The organism is Streptomyces sp. NPDC017943 (assembly GCF_044328425.1).
GTDB lineage: Bacteria > Actinomycetota > Actinomycetes > Streptomycetales > Streptomycetaceae > Streptomyces > Streptomyces djakartensis_A.
This window is the reverse complement of sequence record NZ_JBIRHH010000010.1, coordinates 1-21,985: the sequence shown is the minus strand read 5'-3', so window position 1 is coordinate 21,985 and position 21,985 is coordinate 1. Positions and strand designations below refer to the sequence as shown.

At 68.7% G+C, this 21,985-nt stretch carries 13 protein-coding genes and 1 pseudogene; 8 read left to right on the top strand and 6 right to left on the bottom strand.

Annotated features, from left to right (window positions below):
* Window positions 1–597 precede the first annotated feature (597 nt).
* A complete protein-coding gene (locus ACH4C6_RS28600; protein WP_398111501.1) occupies window positions 598–1,566 on the bottom strand; it encodes an alpha/beta fold hydrolase in 969 nt (322 codons plus the stop codon).
* Between the two features lie 684 nt (window positions 1,567–2,250).
* Between ACH4C6_RS28600 and ACH4C6_RS28595 the strand changes: the two genes are divergently transcribed.
* Window positions 2,251–2,571 (top strand): hypothetical protein, encoded by a 321-nt coding sequence (locus ACH4C6_RS28595; protein ID WP_398111500.1) that lies wholly within the window; start codon window positions 2,251–2,253, stop codon window positions 2,569–2,571.
* 137 nt (window positions 2,572–2,708) lie between these two features.
* Window positions 2,709–3,083, top strand: a complete 375-nt coding sequence (locus ACH4C6_RS28590; RefSeq protein WP_398111499.1) for a hypothetical protein — start codon at window positions 2,709–2,711, stop codon at window positions 3,081–3,083.
* A gap of 2 nt (window positions 3,084–3,085) precedes the next feature.
* On the opposite strand, the gene ACH4C6_RS28585 is transcribed toward ACH4C6_RS28590, so the two are convergent.
* On the bottom strand, window positions 3,086–4,885 hold the full coding sequence (locus ACH4C6_RS28585; RefSeq protein ID WP_398111498.1) for an acyl-CoA dehydrogenase: 1,800 nt from the start codon (window positions 4,883–4,885) through the stop codon (window positions 3,086–3,088).
* Between the two features lie 426 nt (window positions 4,886–5,311).
* On the opposite strand from ACH4C6_RS28585, the gene ACH4C6_RS28580 reads away from it, so the two are divergent.
* Together ACH4C6_RS28580 and ACH4C6_RS28575 are read left to right on the top strand one after the other, a co-directional pair.
* On the top strand, window positions 5,312–6,358 hold the full coding sequence (locus ACH4C6_RS28580; RefSeq protein WP_398111497.1) for a polyprenyl synthetase family protein: 1,047 nt from the start codon (window positions 5,312–5,314) through the stop codon (window positions 6,356–6,358).
* Between the two features lie 348 nt (window positions 6,359–6,706).
* The gene (locus ACH4C6_RS28575; protein ID WP_398111496.1) at window positions 6,707–7,381 is read left to right on the top strand and encodes a hypothetical protein; all 675 of its coding nucleotides are present in this window, start codon (window positions 6,707–6,709) and stop codon (window positions 7,379–7,381) included.
* A 225-nt stretch (window positions 7,382–7,606) separates the two neighbouring features.
* Here ACH4C6_RS28575 and ACH4C6_RS28570 read toward each other — a convergent pair.
* Both ACH4C6_RS28570 and ACH4C6_RS28565 read right to left on the bottom strand, forming a co-directional pair.
* Window positions 7,607–8,821 (bottom strand): annotated as a pseudogene (locus tag ACH4C6_RS28570) (helicase associated domain-containing protein); the annotation flags it as partial.
* A gap of 72 nt (window positions 8,822–8,893) precedes the next feature.
* Window positions 8,894–12,049: a hypothetical protein gene (locus tag ACH4C6_RS28565; protein ID WP_398111495.1), complete on the bottom strand. Its 3,156-nt coding sequence runs from the start codon at window positions 12,047–12,049 to the stop codon at window positions 8,894–8,896.
* A 168-nt stretch (window positions 12,050–12,217) separates the two neighbouring features.
* On the opposite strand from ACH4C6_RS28565, the gene ACH4C6_RS28560 reads away from it, so the two are divergent.
* Genes ACH4C6_RS28560 through ACH4C6_RS28550 form a run of 3 tightly spaced genes read left to right on the top strand, consistent with a single transcriptional unit; the run spans window position 12,218 to window position 16,436 of the window.
* A complete protein-coding gene (locus ACH4C6_RS28560; protein WP_398111494.1) occupies window positions 12,218–13,375 on the top strand; it encodes a tyrosine-type recombinase/integrase in 1,158 nt (385 codons plus the stop codon).
* Window positions 13,372–15,879, top strand: a complete 2,508-nt coding sequence (locus ACH4C6_RS28555; RefSeq protein WP_398111493.1) for a tyrosine-type recombinase/integrase — start codon at window positions 13,372–13,374, stop codon at window positions 15,877–15,879. Before ACH4C6_RS28560 ends, ACH4C6_RS28555 begins: the two co-directional genes overlap by 4 nt.
* On the top strand, window positions 15,876–16,436 hold the full coding sequence (locus ACH4C6_RS28550; RefSeq protein ID WP_398111492.1) for a DUF6262 family protein: 561 nt from the start codon (window positions 15,876–15,878) through the stop codon (window positions 16,434–16,436). Before ACH4C6_RS28555 ends, ACH4C6_RS28550 begins: the two co-directional genes overlap by 4 nt.
* A 59-nt stretch (window positions 16,437–16,495) precedes the next feature.
* Here the strand turns inward: ACH4C6_RS28550 and ACH4C6_RS28545 are convergent, their stop codons facing one another.
* Together ACH4C6_RS28545 and ACH4C6_RS28540 are read right to left on the bottom strand one after the other, a co-directional pair.
* Window positions 16,496–19,123 carry a Helicase associated domain protein gene (locus tag ACH4C6_RS28545; protein ID WP_398111491.1) on the bottom strand — a complete coding sequence of 876 codons (2,628 nt, stop codon included), beginning with the start codon at window positions 19,121–19,123 and terminating at the stop codon, window positions 16,496–16,498.
* On the bottom strand, window positions 19,120–20,004 hold the full coding sequence (locus tag ACH4C6_RS28540) for a hypothetical protein (RefSeq protein ID WP_398111490.1): 885 nt from the start codon (window positions 20,002–20,004) through the stop codon (window positions 19,120–19,122). Before ACH4C6_RS28540 ends, ACH4C6_RS28545 begins: the two co-directional genes overlap by 4 nt.
* A gap of 147 nt (window positions 20,005–20,151) precedes the next feature.
* On the opposite strand from ACH4C6_RS28540, the gene ACH4C6_RS28535 reads away from it, so the two are divergent.
* Window positions 20,152–20,631 carry a hypothetical protein gene (locus ACH4C6_RS28535; protein ID WP_398111489.1) on the top strand — a complete coding sequence of 160 codons (480 nt, stop codon included), beginning with the start codon at window positions 20,152–20,154 and terminating at the stop codon, window positions 20,629–20,631.
* Window positions 20,632–21,985 lie beyond the last annotated feature (1,354 nt).

Genomic DNA, 21,985 nt, shown 5'->3' with positions numbered 1-21,985 from the left:
GCGTCGACCAGGCGCAGGACGGTGCTCCGGCTGACGCAGATCCCGAGCGCGGAGCTCAGGCGGGCGCCGGCACGGCCCGCCAGGGCGAGACCGACCGCGGCCGGCGTCGCGCGCAGCCGCTCGGTCCGCTGACCGTGCCGACGGGTCAGGCCGGGTATCCACTCGAGGAAGGTGCGGCGGGTGCACCGCGAGTTCCTGCAGGCGAACCGGCCCTCAGCTGAAGGACGGCGCTTCGTCCGGCGCTGGGCACATCAGCGGGAAACCGCAGGTAGCAATCATGAAACCGGTTCCACCAGAGCCCGCACGCCGGGCAAGCGGCACCGTTGGCAGTGCATGCTGCGCCGACCCGCACCATCGCGTTGCCCACGTCCACAGCCAGCACCGCAACGTCCGCGATCGACGGGAACAACAGCTCCTTCCTCACCTACTGCCTGAGGAAGCCCAGCCGTCGCTCAGCGTGGCCGCGTCACAGAAGCTGAGCCAGAACCGAGTGTGGACGGCGCTCTGAGTCACCGATGTTTGATCGGGGCGGGACTGATTTCTGCCGGCGGCCTGTTCAGGTCGGCAAGCCCGGGAAGTCCGCGGTTGCGCCGTTGGTCAGGGGAGCGTCTTGATCCATTGGGTGAGGACGTCGGCGTACTGCTGGGCCATGGGTTCGTGCATGGTGTGCGGTGCGTCGAGCTGCTGGAAGGCGACGGGCAGGCCGGTGGACTCCAGCAGCCGGCGTGCCTGGGCGGCCTGGATGTCGGTCATGGCGCCCATGAGCCGGCCGGTTTCGGGGTCGGTCATGTGGAAGTGATGGGTGAGCAGTACGGGGGCTTTGACCTGGGCGAGCATCGTGGCGTGGTCGACGCCGGCGTTGGCGGTGTCGGTGGCCCAGGCCTGGCCCCATTCGGGGTCGTACTCCTTGAGGTGCTGCACGGGAGTCGGTGAGGCGCCGGCCTCGGGGTCGCCGTCGCCCATCATGAACCCGATCCCGGGGTGCAGGAACGCGGGCAGCTCGGCGGGTGCGGCCTTCACCATGCCGCTCCAGTCGCCGATGGACCACTGCGGCCCGAGCCACTTCGCCCACAGTGCGAAGATCGGCCCCAGCGTCTGCATCATGCCGGGCCCGTAGGGCGGGGCGGCCTGGGAGGAGAACAGCGGCGGGTCCTCCAGCATCGCGCCGCGGACCAGGCCCGGCTTGCCGTACGCGGCCACGTAGGCGGCGATGATGCCGCCGGAGGAGTTCCCCGCCACGACCACGGGCCGCTTGACGACCAGATCGACGAAGCGTTCCACGTCCGCGCCCCAGGTACCCAGGTTGTAGCGGCCGGGGGTCCACGTCGAGCGGCCCTGGCCGCGCAGGTCGATCGCGAACACCTGGAACTCGGAGCTGAGCAGGTCGATCGCCTCCTCGTAGCCCCACCAGGACTCGCCCTGGGCGGGCACGAGCAGCAGCGCCGGGGACGCCGGATCACCCTCGACGACGTAGTTCATACGGATCTCGCCCAGGTCCACCAGCTGCTCGGTGAACCGGTGCGCGACGAAGGTGTCGGCGCGGTCGGCGGCCTCGGAGATCCCCATGGTCGTACTTCCTTACGTGTGCGACAGCAGCCCACATAGTCAGCGGGCTGCCCTCGTCATCCTGGCGACGAGTCACCCGATCGGCGACCTGGAACGACCGTGAGGGCCACCAAGGACAGATACGGTCCTCAACCACCTCCGGACTCCCGAGCCTGTTCGACCCCCGGGGCCGGGGCAGCCAGATGCGTCACGCGCCGCGAGGCCGTCATCTTCCCAGCCATCTTCCGGGCCGCGGTGGTCCTTCGCCCGGGCCCTTTGCGTCCTGTACGTGAGCACCCAGCCAGCCGCTCGTGTCGTCACCGCCCGCCAGCCGTTGGGCAGACCATGCGAAAGATCACCCCCGCCCCCGCAGCAACGGCCGCCCTCGGCGCAGCGCTCCTCGGTCCCGCGCTCGCCCGCGCGTCTGACTGCGGGTACGAAGCCACCGCCACCCCACGTCTTTGGCCTGTTGGGACCGCACAGCTGAAGCGGCACGGTGCGGTTCCACGGCCCGGTCGGCGCGTCTCCTGCCGCCTCGACTGGCGGAGGTTGCGTCTTGAGAAGTGGTGTACCGGTTCCCACCTGATCCGGGCGTTTGTCCCGGCGTCGGAGTGAGGGGCCGGCTGGCTGGGGAAGATCACGAACTGGCCTCAGGGCTGCGAGCCCAGCTGAGACATATCGCCTTGCCGGGCACGACGCGAGTGGGTGCTGGCCAAGCCAGGACATGCCGAGGCGAAGAAGCTGCTGGAGCCGAAGGGCATACGGGTCTCGGCGCTACGCGAGGAGGAGTACGACCCGGTCACCGGGGAGCTGTTGGGCGGCGGCTACGACGACCACGCGGCGGCGGTCACCTCGACGGCCGCCGAACCTCACCGTGCCGGGATCGGGCATCGGCTCGCGGACGGGTACGTGCAGCGGGCGGACCTGGCGGTGCGGGCGCCGGAGGCCGGGGTGCCGGTGATGCTGCTGGAGATCGACCGCCGCTGCGAGGACGTCCACAACCTGGTGCAGAAGCTGCGCCGGTGAGTGGGGCCGGCTGCTCCCGAAGGACGCGGCCAAGCACACCGTGGACCTGGTCCGCTCCCGGCCGGGTGCGATCGAGCACATCGACTCGAGCAGCGGCCGGCCGGCGGGTTTACCCGCCGGCCGGCCGGGAGGGCCTGATGCCGCTCGCGATCGTGCTCGCGGACACCACCGAGGCGAAGGTCGACAACACGGTCGCCGTGCTGGAGGAGACCGGCCGCCTTTACTGGGCGCCGCGCCGGTACGACTCCCCCTACCCGAAGGCGGTCACCGCGCGGGACTACCGCCAGGCGGTGCCCGTGGTCGTCACCACCCTGGAGAAGCTCCATGAGCACGGCGCCGGTACGGCGGGCGGTGTGGCGACGGCTGGGACGGACCGGGGAGCAGACGCTGACGGGATGCGCTCGACAACCCCGACGGCCACGCAGCATTACCGTGCTCTGCGAGCCATGTCGGACGGCGGTGGCTGGGCAGCCCACGCGGAAGACCGTCACCCTTTTGGGAGCGGTGCATGAGGTCAGGGGGCTGTCAGCATCGGGAGGGTGGAGAGGTGTTCCTGGGGGATGGAGAAGGCGTCCGTGAGGGCCGGCAGGTGCGGTGCGAGCCGGGTGATCAGGAGGTGCCGGGTGCGGGGGATCTCGCGCACGTGGTCGCGGGTGAGGGCGCCTTCGGCGAGGAGCAGTCCGCTGCGGGAGTCCACTTGGTCGAGCAGGAAGAGGACGTACAGGTCGGTCAGGGCCGCCCGGGTGCCGTCCGGGGTGGTCCGGGTGATGGCGGTGGCGAAGGCGTCGGCGGCCCGGCCGATGATGTGGGCCTCGGCGAGGTTGAGGGCTGCGGCGGAGGCGTTGTTCCAGCGTCCGAGCGCGTCGTCGGCCTCCCCGCTGCGTAGGTCGGACCGTGCGCCGGCGTGCCAGTGGCGTTCGGCGGCGGTGATGCTGCGGCGGAGGAAAACGGGATCGGTGAGACTCTCCCGGCCGGTTGCCGGAGAGGGTTGGGGAGCAAGGGTGTGGCCGAAGATCATCTCGGCTGCGGCCTTGCACCAGATCGCGAGGTTGTCCCCCTCCGCGGTGATGGCCCCGTCCGCGTTGGCGGGGTACTCCGCCAGCCCGTTCACCGGGAACAGGGCGCGGGCGCCGCAGCGCTCCCGGCTCTCGGTGACGATCTCCCGTGCCTGCCAGGTGATCCAGCCCTTGGCGAGGGCCACGAGACGCTCCGCCGCCGGCCGGTCCGCCGGCGTGTGCGTGATCCAGTGGTCGGTGACCTCCCGGTGGAGGAAGGTCATCGCGTAGCCGGTGGCCACCCGTTCCAGCAGGCGGGCGTGGTGACTGCGGTGCGCGGCCAGCGGGACCCGCTTGCCCGCGACGGGGCCGGAGATGTGGCGGGTGTGCGCGTAGCGGACCGCGATCGCCAGCGCGGCACGGCAGCCGCCGAGGGTGCTGGCGCTCATGCACAGCTTTCCCACCGTCACCCGGCCGATCGCGTGGAGGAACCGCTTGCGCGCGCTGCCCACGGAGCCGGTGAGGCTGCCGTCCGGCCGAAGTTGCCCGTGCTCGCCCTGGATGAGGGCGGTCCGTGGCAGGCGCACCTGGTCGAAGCTGGTGACGCAGTGGTCCACCGGGCTGCCGACGCGCTCGGGCAGCACGGTCACGGTGATCCCGGGCAGTGTCCCGCGACCGTCGCTCAGCGGGATGAGGAACAAAAAGACGCCGTGGTCCTGGTCCCCGACCAGCAGGCGGGCCGCCACCACCGCGCTCTTCGGGCCGCCGGCGGCGCTGGTGTTGGGCATGTACTTCTGCGCGCCCTCGTGCGGGGTGTGCAGCACGAACTCCTGGCGTTCCCGGTCGTACCGGGCGCAGGTCTCCAGGGCGGCCGCGTCGTTGCCGTGGGCGCGTTCGGTGCACAGGAACGTGCCGATGCGGTCGAGGCCGTAGAACGCACTGAGGTCGCGCGGCGGTGAGAAATGGTCGTCGAGCAGGCTGCCGAGGAAGAGGTTGTAGTGGATGCCGGCCACGGTCGCCGTCGCGCCGTCCACCACCGCGGCCCACTCGTGCAACGCCGCCAGGCCTCGCGCGTCGCGCGCCAGGTCCTCGGGGCTGGGCAGCTCTTCGTTCAGGGCCCGCAGCCGGTCATAGGCGAGCTGCCATCTCTCCTCGGTGCCGGCGCCGGTGCGGTGACGGAAGAGTGCGGTCGAGACCGCCTTGCGCCACCTGCCGTGGACGTCGGGACCCTCACAGCCGTCGGCGAAGAGCGTGTCGGCGAGCCTGGCCGGGTCGAGGTCCGGGTACACACCGGCCACCGAACTAGCATCGATCATCATGCCTGGACCAACGACCCGGGCCCACAGGCGGAAACCATCCCGACAAGAATCTGATCGACAGCGACGGGTTCGTCCAGCCAACGGTGGGATATCCGGTGACGTGGCTTATCAGCAGCCGACGGAGAGTCCCGGGAGTCCGTCGGCCAGGAACCGGATCAGCACCGCCTACCGTTGATGAGCTCGTTGGGCAACCGGTCTGGGCTCGCGAAAAGGTGATGCGTGCCCCCGATCGGGTGACGTTCGGCCCGCGTGAAACGCTGTTGCCGGTGGAACGGACGCATGCCTTCCTCTTCAGTGCCGTTTCCCGTTACGCCGCGTCCTGGTAAGCGGGAGGGTCCGGCCTGGAGCGAGGAGGACTTGCAAGACGCCGCAGAGATTGTCCGGACATCTATCGACGGGCTGTATCCGCAGCAGCTTGGTGAGTCCGTGGCCCGCGAGTTCTTGGCCTGCCGCCAGGACTGTGTACTGCCACCCGGCACCGCAGCGCGGGTGCAGGGGGCGCTGGTGGATCCCGTGTGCTATCTGATCGAGGAGGGCGGCGGGCGGTGGCACCCGTATCTGATCGCTGCGGCGATCGATGCGCTGGGTGGCGACAGCACACAGTTCGGGCCGCTACTGGCGGCTTTGGAAGTGATGCACACCGGGTCGCTGATGGTGGACGACCTGCAGGACGGGTCAGTGGTGCGGCGCGGTGCAGCGGCCGCGCACGTCGCGTTCGACCCGGCTTTGGTCCTCAACGCGGCGACGGCCGCGTTCTTCGTGCTGGACCGGGCGCTGCGGCTGGTGATGCCCACAGATCCGTGTACGCAGGTGTCGATGTATCAGTCGTATCTGGGGATGTTGCGTTCGGCTCATGCCGGGCAGGCACTGGACATCGCCGGACTGCGGACGGTGATGGACCCGGCGGTGGCCTCCCATGCCGGCGAGGGTGTGCTGGACGCGGTACGGCTCACCCACACACTGAAGTCCGGGGCCCCGGTGCGCTGTTTCTTGGAGCTCGGCCCATACGGATGCGGGGCGAGCACTCAGCAGCGTGAAGCTCTTGCCCGGTTCGGAGAAGCGATCGGTACCGCATACCAGATCACCGACGACGTCCAGGACCTCACCGGGGTACTGCGCAGCGGCGCGCCCACCAAACAGGTCGGTGAGGACTTGCGCAACGGCAAGGTCACCATGCCGTTGGCGCACGCAGTCGATCTGCTGCCGCAACCGGACATGGCCGAGTTGTGGTCCCAGGTCCGTCAGCCGGGCACGGACCGCGAAACGGTGGACCGGGCGATCAAGGTCCTGACGTCGTGCGGTGCGGTGCATGCCGCTGCGCGGGAGGCCGATGAGCCTCTCCTAACCGATCCAGGGCGCCATCCGCTGCATCCGGAACCGCGCCGTCTCGTACGGCGGCTCACCGCGACTCCTGCAACACCGCCCTGCATCAAGGGAGCGCAACAGAGCCCCCGTTGCACTCCTGACCTGTGAACATTCCCATGAACACAGCACCGGCCCCGGGCCTCAACAGGCCCGGGGCCCGACAACGATGCGGGAAGCAGGTCAGTAGTCGCCACGTTCGGAGTTCGGCCTGTACCGCTCGATGAGGTCGCAGGTGCAGGCCCCGCCTTCGTAGTGCATCTTGTCGCACTCCTCATGGTGGTCCCACGGCGGCCGCTTCCCCGAGGCCGTCGGCGGGGCCGGCTGCGACCGCCTGACCACTCGCCACTGAAGGCCCCACCCGGTTCGGGTGGGGCCTTCGTCTGTGCCCGCAACGCTCGCCGATTGGGGGCGTTAGGCCCGTTGCGATCTTGACGGAGCAGGAAGAAGGGTTTCGTGGTGAGCAAGCGTCTGACAGTGCGGGCGGTGATGGCGGCCGTGGCGGTCGCAGGGGGTCTGCTGGTTCCGGCCGGTGGTGCGGTAGCCGATCCGACGCCGCCCCCGGGCACGGAGGAACCGGACCTCGGGGGGCTGCTCGGCGGAGCGATCCCGCTGCCGCCGATCGGGGTCGACATCTCGCACAGCATGTACGCGGCGAACACGCAGATCCGGCTGAACGACCTGGGGCTGCTGTTCGCCGATTTCAAGGGCGGTATCAATCTGACGACCCGCAGCTCCGGGACTGAGGGCATCACGCTGGAGGAGCAGGGGTTTCGGATGGAGGCCGACCTCAACCACGCCGATCCGTCCTCGGGGTATCGGCTGGTGCTGGAGCGTGATCAGGAGCAGACAGGGCCGCTGTCGACGCTCACCGTGGCCGATGGCGGCGGCGTCGAGATGCTGATCCACATCCCGATGCGGGTGTCGTACGTGGATAAGGCGACAGGTAAGGAGACGGTGGTGGGGTCGACCGCTCCGGGGCGTCACGCCACATTGCGGTGTGCGGATGTGAAGGTGTTCCCAGCGGTGAACCAACCGTGTTCGCTGCGGGATCCGGTGACGCTTCTGAACGCGGCCGGCGCCGAGCGCGGAGCCCTGGAGATCTTCGACGTGTTGATGAACCAGAGCGCGTAGCGGAGCACGTGAGGCAGTGCCGGCCAGAACAGGCCGACGCCTTCGAGCCCCTCGCCGTGCAACACGGGAGTGCAACAGAGCCCGCATTGCACCCCTGACCTGGAAGAACATCGGCTGACGCACGGCCACAGAAACGGACCCCGGGCCCTAAGAAGCCGGGGGTCCGGTCACGACACTGGGAGCGGTCAGGGGTTGTCCGCTGGTCTGGGGGATCGCCACCGGGCTCGCCCAGTCCATGCCCAGCTCCGCGAGCGCGGCGAGCCGGTCGGCGGCCAGCCGGTCCCTCCTGGATTTCGTGTTCGAAATCCATACCCCGAGTTTGACCGGCACCGGCTCCGCCTCGCCGTTGACCGTGATCTGTTCGCTGTGCCCCCTCGGTACTGGCCGATCGCCCTCACGCTCCACCCACTGCACCAGGGCTGCCAGGCCCCGCTGGAACGCCTGCTGCCCCTTGCTCGGGGCCTTCGTCGCCCGCGCGGCAGCCGGGGCGGGAGACGGGGCCTGGTCGGGCTGAACGCCCAGCTTCGCCAGCCGCTGCTGCTGCTCGGGAAGAAGCTGCGCCCAGGTGCCGGGCTGTTTCTGTCGCTGGAGCCATCGCCCGAGGTCGTCACCGTCGAAGGTGACGCCGGGCTGGATATCTGGCAGGAGCCCGCCGGGCTCGTCGGCGGCGAGGTCGGCGAGCACTTTGTAGTGGCGTTGCCAGTTCAGCGGCCACGGGCAGTTCCAGTCCGGGTCGATCTCCGTCAGCTGCGTCGCGCGTACGGCGGCCCGCTCCGGGTCCTTGCCCAGGCCATTCTTCGCACCCTTCCGGCGGAGGTTGGCCATGTGCTGCCCGACGGGCACCATCGCCTCGCCCTCGCCCCACACCGCGTCCTGACGCGGCGCGAGGTGCCCGGTGGCCCGCCGGTAGGACCGGAGCGCGGCGAGCTTGGCCTCCCACGCTTCCTCGCCCGGCTCCCAGAGCATCCCGGCCTCCGGCGCGTCCAGAAGGACCTTGCGCCGCTCCTCCAGCACCCCGGCCCGCAGCGCCTTCCGCTGCTGGTGCACCCACCGCCCGAGCGGAAACGCCTTCGTCGCCCCGACCTCGACCTCAACGTCGTAGGGCACGGCGTAGACGCCGGTGATCTCGTTCTCCTTCCGCCAGCGCAGCAGGGCCTGGTAGCCCTCCAGCCACATTAGCGACTCCGGCCGGTAGACCCGGGTGCGCAGGAACGCGGCGATCGTCGCCGCGTCGCGGGGAGAGGAGAAGTGCAGCAGGGTGGACTCGGCAGCGGCGTCGGTGTCGTCCTGCTCCTGGTCCTCGCCGTCGCCCTCGCCGCCGGCCCCGACGATTTGCCCGTCCTCATCGAGCTGGAGGTGGATCTTGCGCTTGCCGTGGGTGAGTGCGCGGGAGGCGAGTTGCTCGACGAGTTGTTCATCGTGGCTGCGCAGGCCCTTTATCTGGAGCTGAGTATCTGGGCGGTGTGTTTGGTCTGCTTGCTGTGTCGGGTGGTTGCGGTGCCAGTGCCGGGCTCATGGGATCTGGGCGGCGGCTTGGCGGACGCGTGCGCTGTTGTCGGTTCGGAGTTGTTGGGTGATGGCCTGGTACCTGGGGCGTTCATCTGCAGGGAGTTCAGTGAGGGCGTGCGCCAGGTTGTGGCGTACGCCGGTATTGGAGTCCTCGGCGAAGACGCGTGCCAGATCCGGGTCCCGGTGCGCGGCGCGGCCCCAGCAGATCACGGCGGTCTGCCGCAGGAAGCGTGAGGGGTGGGCGGCTATCAGGGATGTCTGCGCGGGGGTCAAATGGTCGAGCGCGAGCACCGTTCGCGCCTGCAGCCAGCCTTGACCTCGCTTCCGCTCGGGGCGAGTCAGCTGGGGGAGCAGGCACTGTTCGACGCGGACGGCTTGCTCGGTGGTCGTGGCGAAGACGGCGGCTGCGTGCAGGATCTCTCCGGGTAGGCGCCAATCGCCTCCTGTATCGATCTTGAAACGGCTCAGGGGATGCAGGCTGCGTCGTTCGAAGGCATCGACCGGGTGCTCTCCGGGATCTTGGTACAGGGCCATGAGGCGTTCGAACATGTCAGTTCGCACGGGCACCGGCAGACTTTCAGCGAGGATGGATAGCGCGCGAATGGCGGACGAGCGTCGGTCGGCCATGTCGTTGCGGTCTTCGGCCCACAGCAGGAGGTGAGCTGCGACGCGTTCTTGCAATCGCGTGATCGACTCTTTGTCCTCTTCCGGTGTGGCTTGTGTATCCGTGCATGCGGCAAGGAAGGCTGCGCACCGTTGCGCGGTGTTGCCCATGGAGTAGGAGGAGCGGACGGTTCCTACCGGTTCGGCCAGCACGGTGTCGGCCAGATCCCGCGCGGCCTCGGCGACAGACGGGTCGTCCACCCGCCAGTCGGCCAGGAGGGCTGCAGCGCCGCGGTGGCCTGCTTGCGCCCGTTCGCGTACCACCGGCACGGCGGCCGGCAGTTGTGCGCCGAGGCCGGCGAGCAGGTCTTCAGCGCCGTTTACGTCGAGTTTCCAGGCTTGTAGCAGAGCTTGGACGGCTTGGTCCGCTACCGGCAGTTCGGCCTTGATGCAGGCACCGAGGAAGGCCAGCATCTGCTCGTCGGTGAACCGGTAGGTGTTCGGTTCCCTGGGAATCCATTCGACCAGCAAGGGCAGGATCTGCTGCGCTGCCTCCGCTGGCAGCCGCCTGTCGAGTGCTCCAAGTGCTCCGAGTGCTTCCTTGACTGGATCGCTGCCCGTCAGCCCCGACTGCGGGCCTGTGGTGACGATGTCCGCCAGCCGTGCGGCGATGCCAGGGACGGCGTCGTCCGGGATCAGGTCCGCCTGCTCGCCGGTCACCGCAGCGGCTGCGCTGCATACCCACCGTGCCCGGACCTGTAGCAAGTCGCGCACATCGAGGTAGTCGGGTACGGATTCGGCGGCGCTCCGCGCATCTTTTCTACGCCCGGCAAGGATGAGGTGATGCACTGCGCGGTTTGTCTCTCCGGCACGGTCGAAAACTTCGCCGTAGCGCTGATGGGCGAGGAGTTCGTCGGTTAGGGCACCGGATATCCGGTCCTGCCACAGCCACTGGTGGGAGGCGCGGGAAGCGTCTGGCAGCTTGCCGTCGGCCAAGGCCTCCAGGGCGCTGACGGCCGGGTCGAAGGAGAGATCGATGAGTCGTGCGCCCTTGGCGCCGACTGTGCGGGCCGACTGCATGGCCCTCGACGAATGCCCGAAGCCGAGGTTGTACTGGTCGGACAGGTAGGAGATGGCCCGCAGGGCGTGCCGGGCATCGCCTCCCAGGCCCTCGCGTGTCGCAGCCAGTACGGCGCGCCGGTAGGCCTCGATGGCTTCGTCTCCGAGGTCGGCCAGGGCCAAGGCGCGCCCGCGGCGCATGTGCACCAAGACCGCGCACCGTTCCGGTATGCGGCCGCCCAGCGCACGCCGGTCGAGGTCGGCGTAGGCCTCATCCGGGCTGTGTCCGGAGCGGATGGCCAGGTCTGCCAGGCAGCATTCCAGCCGAACACGCAAAAGACCTGTCTGGGAAGTGACGAGGCCGGCAGCCAGATCGGACAGTCCCGCCGGATCATCGTCGGGATCTTCGTCGACAACGATCTGCTCGATGACGGCCAGTACCAAGCGGGACGCCCAGGGCTCACCGGCCTGGACCACAGTCTCAAGTGCGGCGGTCACCGGCGCGAGGTCGAAGCCGTATTCGAACCAGTCCGCCAGCGCCTTCAAGACCACATAGGTGTCGGGTGCCATGCCCCCGGCGTCGGAAGCCAGCCGCTCCAGTTGGTTCTCTAGGAAGACGCGGTCCCCGGCCTCGTACCGGTCCAGCAGCAGCTCCGCCGCGACAGCGAATGCCGCACCGTGCTGTCCGGCAGACGCCAGCAGGTCGCGCTGCTGGATGCGCAGCTGGCCGGCATGCCCCGTAAACGACACACGTTCCAGCTCCTGGGCCAGTTCACCGAAGAGCTCGGCAGCTGGCCCAGGTTCCGTATCCGCGAGGTGCTGGGCGCGCTGCAGAGCATCGGACAGCCCCATGTGCTCAAGCGGATCGTTGAGAAGCGCGTACCCGTGCGGCAGGGACGGAACCGGAGGGGTCTCCACCCCGCAGAATGCCTTGGCCCACTCCGGACCGAACACGCCCGCGACAAGATGCGGGCGCTCCCGCAGGAACCGAGACAGGGCACCCGCGTCGTACAGATCGATTTCTATGTCGCCCTGGTACTCCTCCTGCAGGGCAACGAGCTCGTCCTCTACCTTCGTATCGTCGACGACGCACCCTGCTGCCAGGACGAAACGCACCGCGTCGAACCGTCGCTCGGACCATCCTTCCTCAGGGGTGGTCGTGCGAGGTGGGCCGGTGAAGTCGGTGACGGCCGCACGGAGGGCGGGCGCGGAGAGGGAGACGATTCTGCGCACCTGGTAGACGTGCGTCTTGCCCTTCTTCCTGCCGATGAGGTCGAGCCCACCTTGATCCTGTCCTGATCGGCCGTAACCGCGGATGTCGTTCATCCCGTCGACAAGCCACATGACCTCGCCGACCACACGCTCGAACACAGGTGGTGAGAGCTGTCCGAAGGGCAACACGTCGGGGGCTGAAAGCGGCGGCGTGAGGGCAATGTCATTGCGTCGGCTGACAAGTGCGCTCAGCCGGACTTCCTCAGAGGACCGTTCACAACCCATCCAGCACCCCTCGCGAACCGCCTACCTATGGGCGCTTGTCCAACTCGGGCACATCCATTATCTCAGGGGAAGTGGACGATGAGGGATGTTTGTTTGGGTTGTCGCCTGCGGTGATGGTGCTGGCAGGAGTGCGGTACTCGCCGCTGGGCGTGGTGGTTGTGTTTGTTCGTGGATGCCGAGTTTGTGGCGGAGCGTGCGGTTTCTCCGGTGACCGGTGTGGTGCGGTGGGTGGTGGTCGACGCCGGCTCATTCGACCTGCACCCCGAGGCGGTGGCGTTCCTGGCGTCGTTGCGGGCGCGGGGGTGTTCGCCGAACACTGAGCGGGCGTATGCGGGGCGGGTCGCTCTGTACTTGAGCTACTGCCGGATATGGCGGCTGGACTGGCGGACTCTCGGCTTTCTGGATCTGGCCGGGTTGCAGCGGTGGCTGGTCGAGACGCCTGCCCAGCACCGGGCCAGCCAGGCGCGGCCGGGGCCGGTTCGTTACCGGTCGCGGGGGACGGCGAACGCGATCATGACGGTGGTGGGGGAGTTCTTGCGGTTCGGCGCTGTGCACGGCTGGGTGCCGGCCGACACGGCTGGGTTGCTGTCCCAGCCGAAGCTGCTGCGCTTCACCCCACCCGGCTTCGATACCGGCGAATCGGGCCGGCGGCGCCAGGTCGAGGCGGCCGCGTTCCGCTTCAAGATCACCGAGCCGGGCTACGAGGACCTCAGCGGTGAGCAGATTCGCGGGATGATCGCTGCGGCGCCGAGTGCCCGGGACCGTTTCCTGGTGGCGCTGCTGGCGTGTACCGGGCTGCGGATCGGCGAGGCGCTCGGCCTGCACCGCGGCGACATGCATCTGCTGGCTTCCTCGCGCGTGGTGGGCTGCGGCGTGGAGGGTCCGCACGTGCATATCCGCCGCCGCGTGGACAATCCCAACCGGTCTCTGGCGAAGTCCCGGCATCTCCGCTTCGTGCCGGTCACCGCCGACCTCGTGGCCCTCTACACCGACTACCAGTACGAACGTGAGCGGGTAGCCGAGGCGGCGGAATCGGAGATGGTGTTCGTGAATCTGTTCCGCCATCCGCTGGGCCGGGCGATGTCGTACCCGAATGCCAAGGAGATGTTCGACCGGCTGGCCCGCGCCGTGGGGCAGGCGTGCCGTCCGCACATGCTGCGTCACTCGGCGGCGACCCGCTGGCTGCGTGACGGCGTCGACCGCGATGTGGTGCAGCGGCTCCTGGGCCACGCCTCGCCGTTGTCGATGGAGCGCTACCGGCACGTCAACGACGCCGAGGCGCGGGCAGCGGTCGAACGCGTCGGTTCCCTGAAGGAGCGTCGATGAGCAGCATCTCGTCCGCACTGTCGCGGTTGCCCGCACCGCGCGCCGAAAACGCGGTGGATCTCGACGGCGGGGGATGGGCTGCGTGGCTGCGAGGTCATCTCGATCCCGTCTGGCGGACCAGTGAATGGCGGCAGGACTGCTGGCTGTTCACCGGCAGCGTCCACGAGCCGCGCACCTCGGTTGCGCTGTGCCGTACCGAGGCGTGCGACACCGTGGTCTCGCCGGCCAACATTTTTTGCCCTTTCTGCAAGGAGGAGCAGAAACGGTCGCCGCTGCCCGACGCGGAGTTCGCGCGGGCCTTCGTGCCAGTGCGCAACCGCGTTGCCTTCGGCGGTGTTCCAAAGCCGTGCAGTTTCACGAAGGACGGGCAGCGCTGTGTCCGGCCCCGCCACTGCAAGGAACTGTGCGCCACGCACTACACCCAGTGGAAGACCCACACCACCCGCAAGACCGCAGGCCGGTGGGAGGACACCGCGGTCCCGTATGCCGATACCCCTGCCTGCCCGGCTCCTGCCTGTCCGCTGCCGGGCCTGTACGGCCGGGGTCTGTGCCGGCATCACGCCAAGCGTTTCCGTGAGCACCGACGCACTCACCCGGACGCGGCCGTGGCGCCGTGGGCAGCCGAGCAGCCCCCGTACCTGGCCCCGCACCAGTTCAGTCTCCTGCCGCTGCCCGAACTGCTGCGCCGGGAGGTCCTCTACGGTCTGCAGCAGGTGGACCCGTGGCTGCGGATCTTCGAACCCCCGCAGGTCCGCCGCATGGTGCGTGACCTCGCCGCGGCCACCACGCTCATCGTCGACGCCACGGACGAGCAGATGTGCCCTCGTTCCACCGTCGCGGTCCTGCGGATGCTCGACCGCGTGCGTACGGCGGTCCGGGCGGGCCATGCGCAGTACACCGGCACCGCGCCGACGCAGGACGACGTCCTGGACCTGCGGGCGCTCGGCCAGCGCTCCCGCACCCCGGCCGGCATCCGGCAGCCCAAGACCGTCGATCTGCGCACCATCCGGCAGCCGTGGCTGCGCGGCCTCCTGCGTACCTGGACCGTCCAGCAGCGCCCGGGAGCGGACGAGTTCGCCCGCACGCTGCGCGGCGTGGAGCTCGCCTCCCGGGCTCTCGCGCAGCGCCCGGGAACCGACGACCCCACACGGCTTCGCTACGACGACGTCACCGCCGTGGTCGACGCGATCCGCACCGCACGGAAACGGGACGGTCAACCGGCCGGCTGGAACTACCGCATGTCCATCGCCAGCCACTTCTTCGCCCTGATCGACTACGGCCGCCGCTCGGGCGCCGCGGACGACCTCTCGGCCGCCTTCGTCCGTGACCACGCCCTCCACCGCATCCCTGAGCAGGAGGCCAACGAGGACGAGATCGGCAAGGCGATCCCCGAACCGGTGATCCGCCAGCTCGACGCCCACCTCCACCTCCTCGGCCAGGGCCGGGCCCGCGGCCAGCGCACCCTCGCCCCCGAAGACCTGCAGCTGATGTACCGCACGCTGTACATCCTGCTCAGAGACACCGGCCGGCGGCCCCTGGAAGTCTGCTCCCTGCCCCGCGACTGCCTGGAGACCCGCAACGACCAGATCTCTCTGATCTGGAACAACCACAAGGCCCGCCGCCACCGCAGGCGCCTGCCCATCACCACGTCCACCGCCCAGGCCATCCGTACCTGGCAAGAACGCCGAGAACAGCTCCAGACCAGCCTTCCGCCCACCGGCGCCGACTACCTCTTCCCCGCCCTCACCCACCTCGCCACCCGCCCCTACCTGCACACCAGCTACCTCGGCGAGACCCTGCGCGACTGGGTCGACTCCATCCCCCACCTGCACGGCGAAGGCACCGACACCCAGGGCGACCCACTGCCTTTCGACCGCTCCCTCATCTACGCCTACGCCTTCCGCCACTCCTACGCGCAACGCCACGCTGACGCCGGAACCCCACTCGACGTCCTGCGCGAACTGATGGACCACAAGTCGGTGAGCACCACCCAGCGCTACTACACCGTCTCTCTGAAACGAAAGCGCGACGCCGTCACCAAGCTCGCCGCCCACGTCGTCGACAACCACGGCCACCCCAGCCCCAGCTCCGAGACCGCCTACGAGCTGCGCTCCGTCGCCGTCCCCTACGGCGGATGTACCGAACCCAGCAACGTCAAAGCCGCAGGCGGCTCCTGCCCCATCCGCTTCCAGTGCGCCGGCTGCGGTTTCTACCGCCCCGACCCCTCCTACCTCCCGGCGATCGAACAGCACATCAACGAACTGCGCGCCGACCGCGAAACCGCCCAGGCTATGGACGCCGCCGAATTCGTCATCACCGCCTTCACCGCCCAGATCACCGCCTACGAGCAGGTCACCGACCGTATGCAGCGCCGCCTCGCCGCTCTCCCCGCCGCAGAACGCCAGGAGATCGAGGAAGCCAGCACCATCCTGCGCAAAGCCCGCGCCGGCAACGCCCACACTCTCCTGCCGCTCACCGTGGTCTCCAGGACGGACCCGGCATGAACCCCCGCGGCAACCCGCACACCCTCGCCCAGGCCCGCCGCCGCACCAGCCTCGACAAGCGCCAGCGTGCCCTGACCGCACTCGCCCTGCTGGAACAACAGGGCAAGAAGATCACTCACACCGCGGTCGCCCGCACCGCTGGCGTCTCCGCATGGCTCACCTACACCGAAGGCATCCGCGAGCACATCGAAGCCGCACAACAACGCCAGCACCCCACCACCCCCTCGCCCGCCCGCACCCGCAGCACCACCGCCACGCTGCGCACAGAACTCGAGCTCGCCAGGCAGGAGATCCGGACCCTAAGAGAAGACAGAGACCGGATGAGGAAGGCCATCCAGCACCAGCTGGGACAGCAACTCGACGCCCTCGACACCAGGAACCTGACCGAACGCGTCGACGAACTCACCCGGAACAGCCAACGGCTCGAAGACAGCCTCCAGCAGGCCACCGACGACAACCACCGGCTCCAGGCCCGCGTGGGCACCCTGGAAACAGACCTGGCGGCAGCACGCACCAGCCTCCGACGGATGATCCGAGAGGAGAACACCAACCGCTGAGGCGGATCCAGGCACCCCGCAGGACACGCCACGCTTCAGCAACCCGACAGACCCTGCTGCTAAGCCCACTCGACTCCGAGTGCGGCGAGTGCGGTGCGCTGGTCGTGGGTGAGTTTGTCGCGGCGGGTTTTGGTGTTGGAGATCCATACGCCGAGCTTGTGGTGGTGCTCTTGGCCGTCGATGACGACGCGTTCGATGTGTCCTCTCGGCACTGCCTTCTGGGCGCCCTCGCGCTGGATCCACTGGGCGAGGGCAGCCAGACCGCGCTGAAAGGCTGACGTCTTCCCGCCGCCCTCGGCCGCTGGGGCCGGAGCGGGCCGCTCAGCGGGTGTCACGCCCAGTGCCGACAGCCGCTGCTGTTGCTCTTCGGAGAGCTCCGTCCAGCTGTGGCGCTGCCGTTGCAGCCACCTGCCCAGGTCGTCGCCCTCGAACAGGACGCCCGGCTCGATGGCGGGCAGGGTTCCGCCCAGTTCGTCGGTGGCGAGGTCGGCGAGGACGCGGTGGTGGCGTTGCCAGTCCAGTGGCCAGGGGCAGTTCCAGTCGGGGTCGATGGCGGCCAGCTGCGCTGCCCGCATCGCGGCGCGGTCGGGGTTCTTGCCGAGGCCGTCTTTGCGGCGGAGGTTGGCCATGTGCTCCCCGACCGGCACCAGCTCATTGTCGGCGTCGCGCCACATGGCGTCGCGTCTGGGGGCGAGGTGTCCGTGGGCGCGCCGGTAGGAGCGCAGGACGGCGAGTTTGGTTTCCCAGGCTTCCTCGCCGGGTTCCCACACCATCCCGGCCTCGTCGAGCAGCATCTTGCGGTGATCATCGAGTTCGCCCGCACGGTACACGCGCCGCTGCTGGTGGACCCACCGCCCGAGAGGGAATGCCTTGGTGGCGCCGGCTTCGGTCTCGGTGTCGTAGGGGACTGCGTGCAGGCCGGTGATTCCGTTTTCCTTCCGCCACCGGAGCAGGGCCTGGTAGCCCTCGAGCCAGACCAGGGACTCGGGCCGGTAGACCCGGGTGCGCAGGAACGCCGCGATCGTCGTCGCGTCCCTCGGGGTGGAGAAGTGCAGCAGCGCTGACTCCACCGTGCCCTCGGTCTCGTCCTGCCCGCCTTCTCCTTCGGCTGTGGTGCCGATGATCCGCCCGTCTTGGTCCCGCTTCACGTGCACGTGCCGCTGCCCGCTGGTCAGTGCCCGGCTGGCGAGCTGTTCGACGAGGCGTTCGGAGTGTGAGCGCAGGCCTTGGAGGACGGCTACGAGGGGTGCGAATGAGGCGGAGGCGACCATGTCGGTCGGGTCCTCGCTGGGCTTCAGGAAGATGGGCACGATGATTCGGGCGGTCTTGGCCGTGCCGTCGGGGTTCGGGCGTAGTGCCCGGCCGATGTTCTGCACGATCTCGACCTGGGAGCCGCGGGTGTCGGCGAAGCAGACGGCCTCCACGCCCCGCTCGCCGACGATGTCGACGCCTTCGCCGAGCACCCGGACGGAGGCGAGGAAGGCCCGGTGTACGCGGCGGCCCGCGCCGTCGATGCCATTGGCGAACTGCCGTAGGGCTTCCCGTCGCTCAGCTACGAGGTGGTCGCCGCACAACCATGCCGACCACACCCGCTCCGGCGGTACGTGGCGGCCGGCCTCCAGCTCGTAGAACTCCGCGTCGATCGACGACTTCGGCAGCAAGTCCGCGTCGGCCAGAGCCTCGTCGGAGACCTCGGCCGCATACAGCTCGGCGGCCGTCTGCGGCATCTTCTCCGCGAACGCCATCGCCTCCTCAACCCGCTGGTGGAAGGTCATAACTGTGCGCAGGTTCCGCGCGGCGGCATGCTCCAGGAGCGCCGTCTGCAGCAGGGCCAGGCGCCGGCCCCGCTGCGCCTCCTCGGACTCCCCCAGGACGGGGGAGGGGTCGTGGATCTCCAGCACGTCGATCTCGAAACCGGCGAGGATGCCGCGTTCGATCGCCTCGGACAGTTCGAGCTCGTAGATCCACTCGCCGTACGGGCCGTCCGGGGCGGACGCCATGGTCGCGATCTCCAGCTCTCGCCCGTCAGCGCCCTTCTGCGGCCGGGGGGAGGCGAGGATGCGGGGGGTGGCGGTGAGATAGAGCCGGAAGTCCGCCGAGATGCGGGTGTTGTCGTGGATCGCCGCCCACGGCCGACCAAGATCACCCGCCGTTGAGTGGGCTTCGTCAACCACGGCGAGGTCGAACGGCGCCATTGTCTGCCCGTACAGCCGATCCCCGCCCGCCAGAGCTGCCTCCAGCGGCCCGCGCACCTTCGCCCGGCCCGTGACATCCTCGGGATCCTCCCGGTCCACGAGTGAGGCGTACGTGGCGAGCACGACCACCGGCCCCGCGCCCGCCCACAGCGCCAGCTGGATCGCGTTCGTGGTGGTCCGTACGCCTAGCTGCTCCAGGATGTCGTCCTTCTCCAGCGAGCACACGGCGACCATCGGCCCCCCGTGGCCGACCCTCCGCCACGCCTGGGCGGTCTGCACGAGCAGGTCGAGGGTGGGGACCATGACGAGGATCCGTCCGCCACGGAAGCACTCCAGCGCAGCCCACGCGGCGGTGATCGTCTTTCCCGAGCCGGTCGCGGAGACCACCGTTCCACGCAGCCCTTGAGCGGGCGCGGACGCGCGTACGGGGAACCCCGCCCACTTCCGGATCCGCGAGACGGCCTCTGCCTGGTGTTCCCGCAGGCTGATCATCGCTCGTCTCCCGCCTGGCCGACGGTCTCTGGACCGTCCTGCATCGTCGGGCTGTCGGTCGGTGGCTGCTGGAGTGGCGGGGCCTGCAGTTTGCGGCGCCGGCGGAGTTCGCGCTGCGCCTGGGCGCGGGCGCACTCGCGGGTGCAGTACTTGATGCCGCTGGTGCGGTTCTGCCCGTACTCGGCGCGGCCGCGCTGGCGTACGAAGCTGCGGCGGCAGGTCTCGTTGGCGCACTCGCGGATGGTGGCGTCCTCGGCAAGGTGGTTGTACAGCTGGAGGAAAACGACCGACAGGACGCTGGGGTAGCGGTCCGTCAGGCCGCCGATGCCGATGCTGAACGGCTTGAGCGCGGCGTTCAGCTCATCCACCAGGTCGCTGATCCGCATTCCCAGGACGATCTCACGCATATGGTCCAGGTCGCGCGGCCATACCTCGTCCCGATGCGTGTTCTCGGACTGCCACTGCGCCAGCTGTTCCTCGCATACCTCCGGCTCGATGAGCGCGTTGAGACCGCCTTCGTGGCGCAGGGCCAGCCAGGTGGTGATGGCTGCCTGGGCCTGCGTCACGTACAGCGTGGCCAGTTCGCCGTGAAGGGAGAACGTCCCGCTCCTGGGGTGTTCGCGCTCGGTGAGCTCCTTGAGCCGCTCGTACTCCTCCTCGTCCCAACTACCAGTGTTGATGCTGCCACCCAGGTATCCGTAGGTGCGCATCAAAGTGGCCACGGCGTCGAGATCTGCCGGGTCAAGTTCCATGAACTCCCGCAGATAGAAGTCCTCGGGCAGTGGAACGGTTGCTCCCTCGGATCGCAGATGAGGCTCCCAGACGATCCACTCGCCGTCGGCCCGCGCCCCCGGGACGGGCCGCAACTCCGGTGCGGGCACAGGAGTTCCCGGCCAGAGCGTGGGACGAAAGCGTGGGTCAACGTATGCCGCCATGAGGGGCATCATAGCCACCGAACGGGTAGTACGAACAGTGAACGCTTCGTATCACCAACGCGGGTTGCTGAACTTACTCGAGGGGGAACCACAGTGAGGCAGTGGCAGGACCGCAAGGCGGTAGGCGACACGCACGAACGGCGGGTAGCAGCCGCTCTGCGCGCACGCGGCTGGACCGTCCACCCCTGCGGACAAGGCACCTACCCACCCGCCATACGGGAAGCCCTGCGCCAAACCCGCTCCGCCCTACGACAGTTCCCCGACCTCATCGCCGCCCGCGGCAGCGACCTCATCACCATCGACGCCAAAGACCGCATGCCCAGCACCCACACCGACCGCTACGCCATCAGCACCGACACCGTCAACGCCGGCCTCCTCTTCACCGCCGCCCACGCCCCCACCCCGCTGTACTACGTCTTCGGCGACCTCAAAGTCCTCACCCCAGCCGAGATCGTCCACTACGCAGCCCACGCCTTACGCCACCGCAGCGGGTCCTTCCACCTGGTGCGCACCGAGCAAGCCCACCCCTTCGACGACGTCTTCGGAGCAGATGGCGCAGCAACTGCGGCATGACGACCGCCCCGGTCGTGGACGTGCTCTCCGCGCCCGCGGGGATGGTCCCGACCTTCAGGACCAGCTGGAGGACATCCAGCGGTGCTCCCTGCACTCGCGGGGGTGGTCCCGTACGAGAGTGGCCGGCGGACTGCGCGGGTCGTGCTCAAGCTTGCCTCGCCCATGGGCGAGGCCTCGACTGTTACTTGACGTAACGTGCGACTACGCCGAAGAAGAAGGTCAGGGCGGCAGCAGCTCCTGCGACCGGGTAGAGGAGCACTGCAGCCACGAAAGAGAAAATGAGAAAATCACGCTCAGACATCTGTCCTCCAAAGAAATTTTTCCAAATGCGACGCTCCTTGCGTCGAGGTGTTGAACTGCTTTAATCGTACCGTCTACTGACGGTGCATCATTTTCCTTGGGTGGCTCCCTGTAGCCGCCGACTATTTCTTCTTTTGGCACGCAAAAGCCTAGGCCCCTCAAAGGGTTATGTGACGTTGCTCACAGCAGTGTGGCGCGTAATTCTCTACCCCAGAACAGCCTCACAGCGCCGCACGCCCAGAACACTCAGCACAGCGTCTGCCCATGACGACCTGTAGGGGACTGACGGTCAGCCCTCCACAGCACTGCCCGCCCCATCCCCGGCCGCCCACATGACATCACCCCAACTGCGCACCCTTGCAGCCCACGCTGGGTCTCTGTACACGGTCACCCCGCGCTCCATTCCTACTGCTCACCCGCGAACACCCCCAATTGCCGCGCGACTTCTACAGGTGAAGCTGGTGAGAGTCATAGAGCGAATTCGGAACGCAACCTCATGAATTCCCTTGAGGGGATGCAGCGATCTCTCTTAAAGTGATCCAAAAAAGCAAGCCGCCTTTCGTGCCGGAGTCGAGAGCTTCGCGGGAAGGGCTAAACGTATGTTTGTCGGCCAGCTCCCTTTAGGGAAGGGCGATAGGCTCGTCGATCTGCGGTTAAGCTTGAGGAAAGAAGTGGGGCACTTTCGCCAACTCAACATGCTGCATCTGTTTGATGCACGTCCCCTCGCAGACCCGCGAAGCCCCGTCCTTGTAGCCAGCCCGGCCCGCGTCAGCGGGCCTACGGTCCTGGAGGCGCAGCCGGAAGGACCGCCAGGCGGGGGAGCGCAGCGGACCCGCCGGCCAGGCCGGAGCGAAGCGAAGGCCTGACAGCGGGACAGAGTCCCGCTGGTCCGGGAGCGCAGCGAACGGACCGTCAATCCCGGCGCGCAGCGCCGGGATTGCGCGGGGTGCGCAGCACCCCGCCAGCGCGCCGGGGGTAGCGGGAGCGCAACCCCCGCGCGCAGCGCGGTGGTTCGTTTGCTCCGGGCGCAGCCCGGAGGGACCCGCTCCGCGGG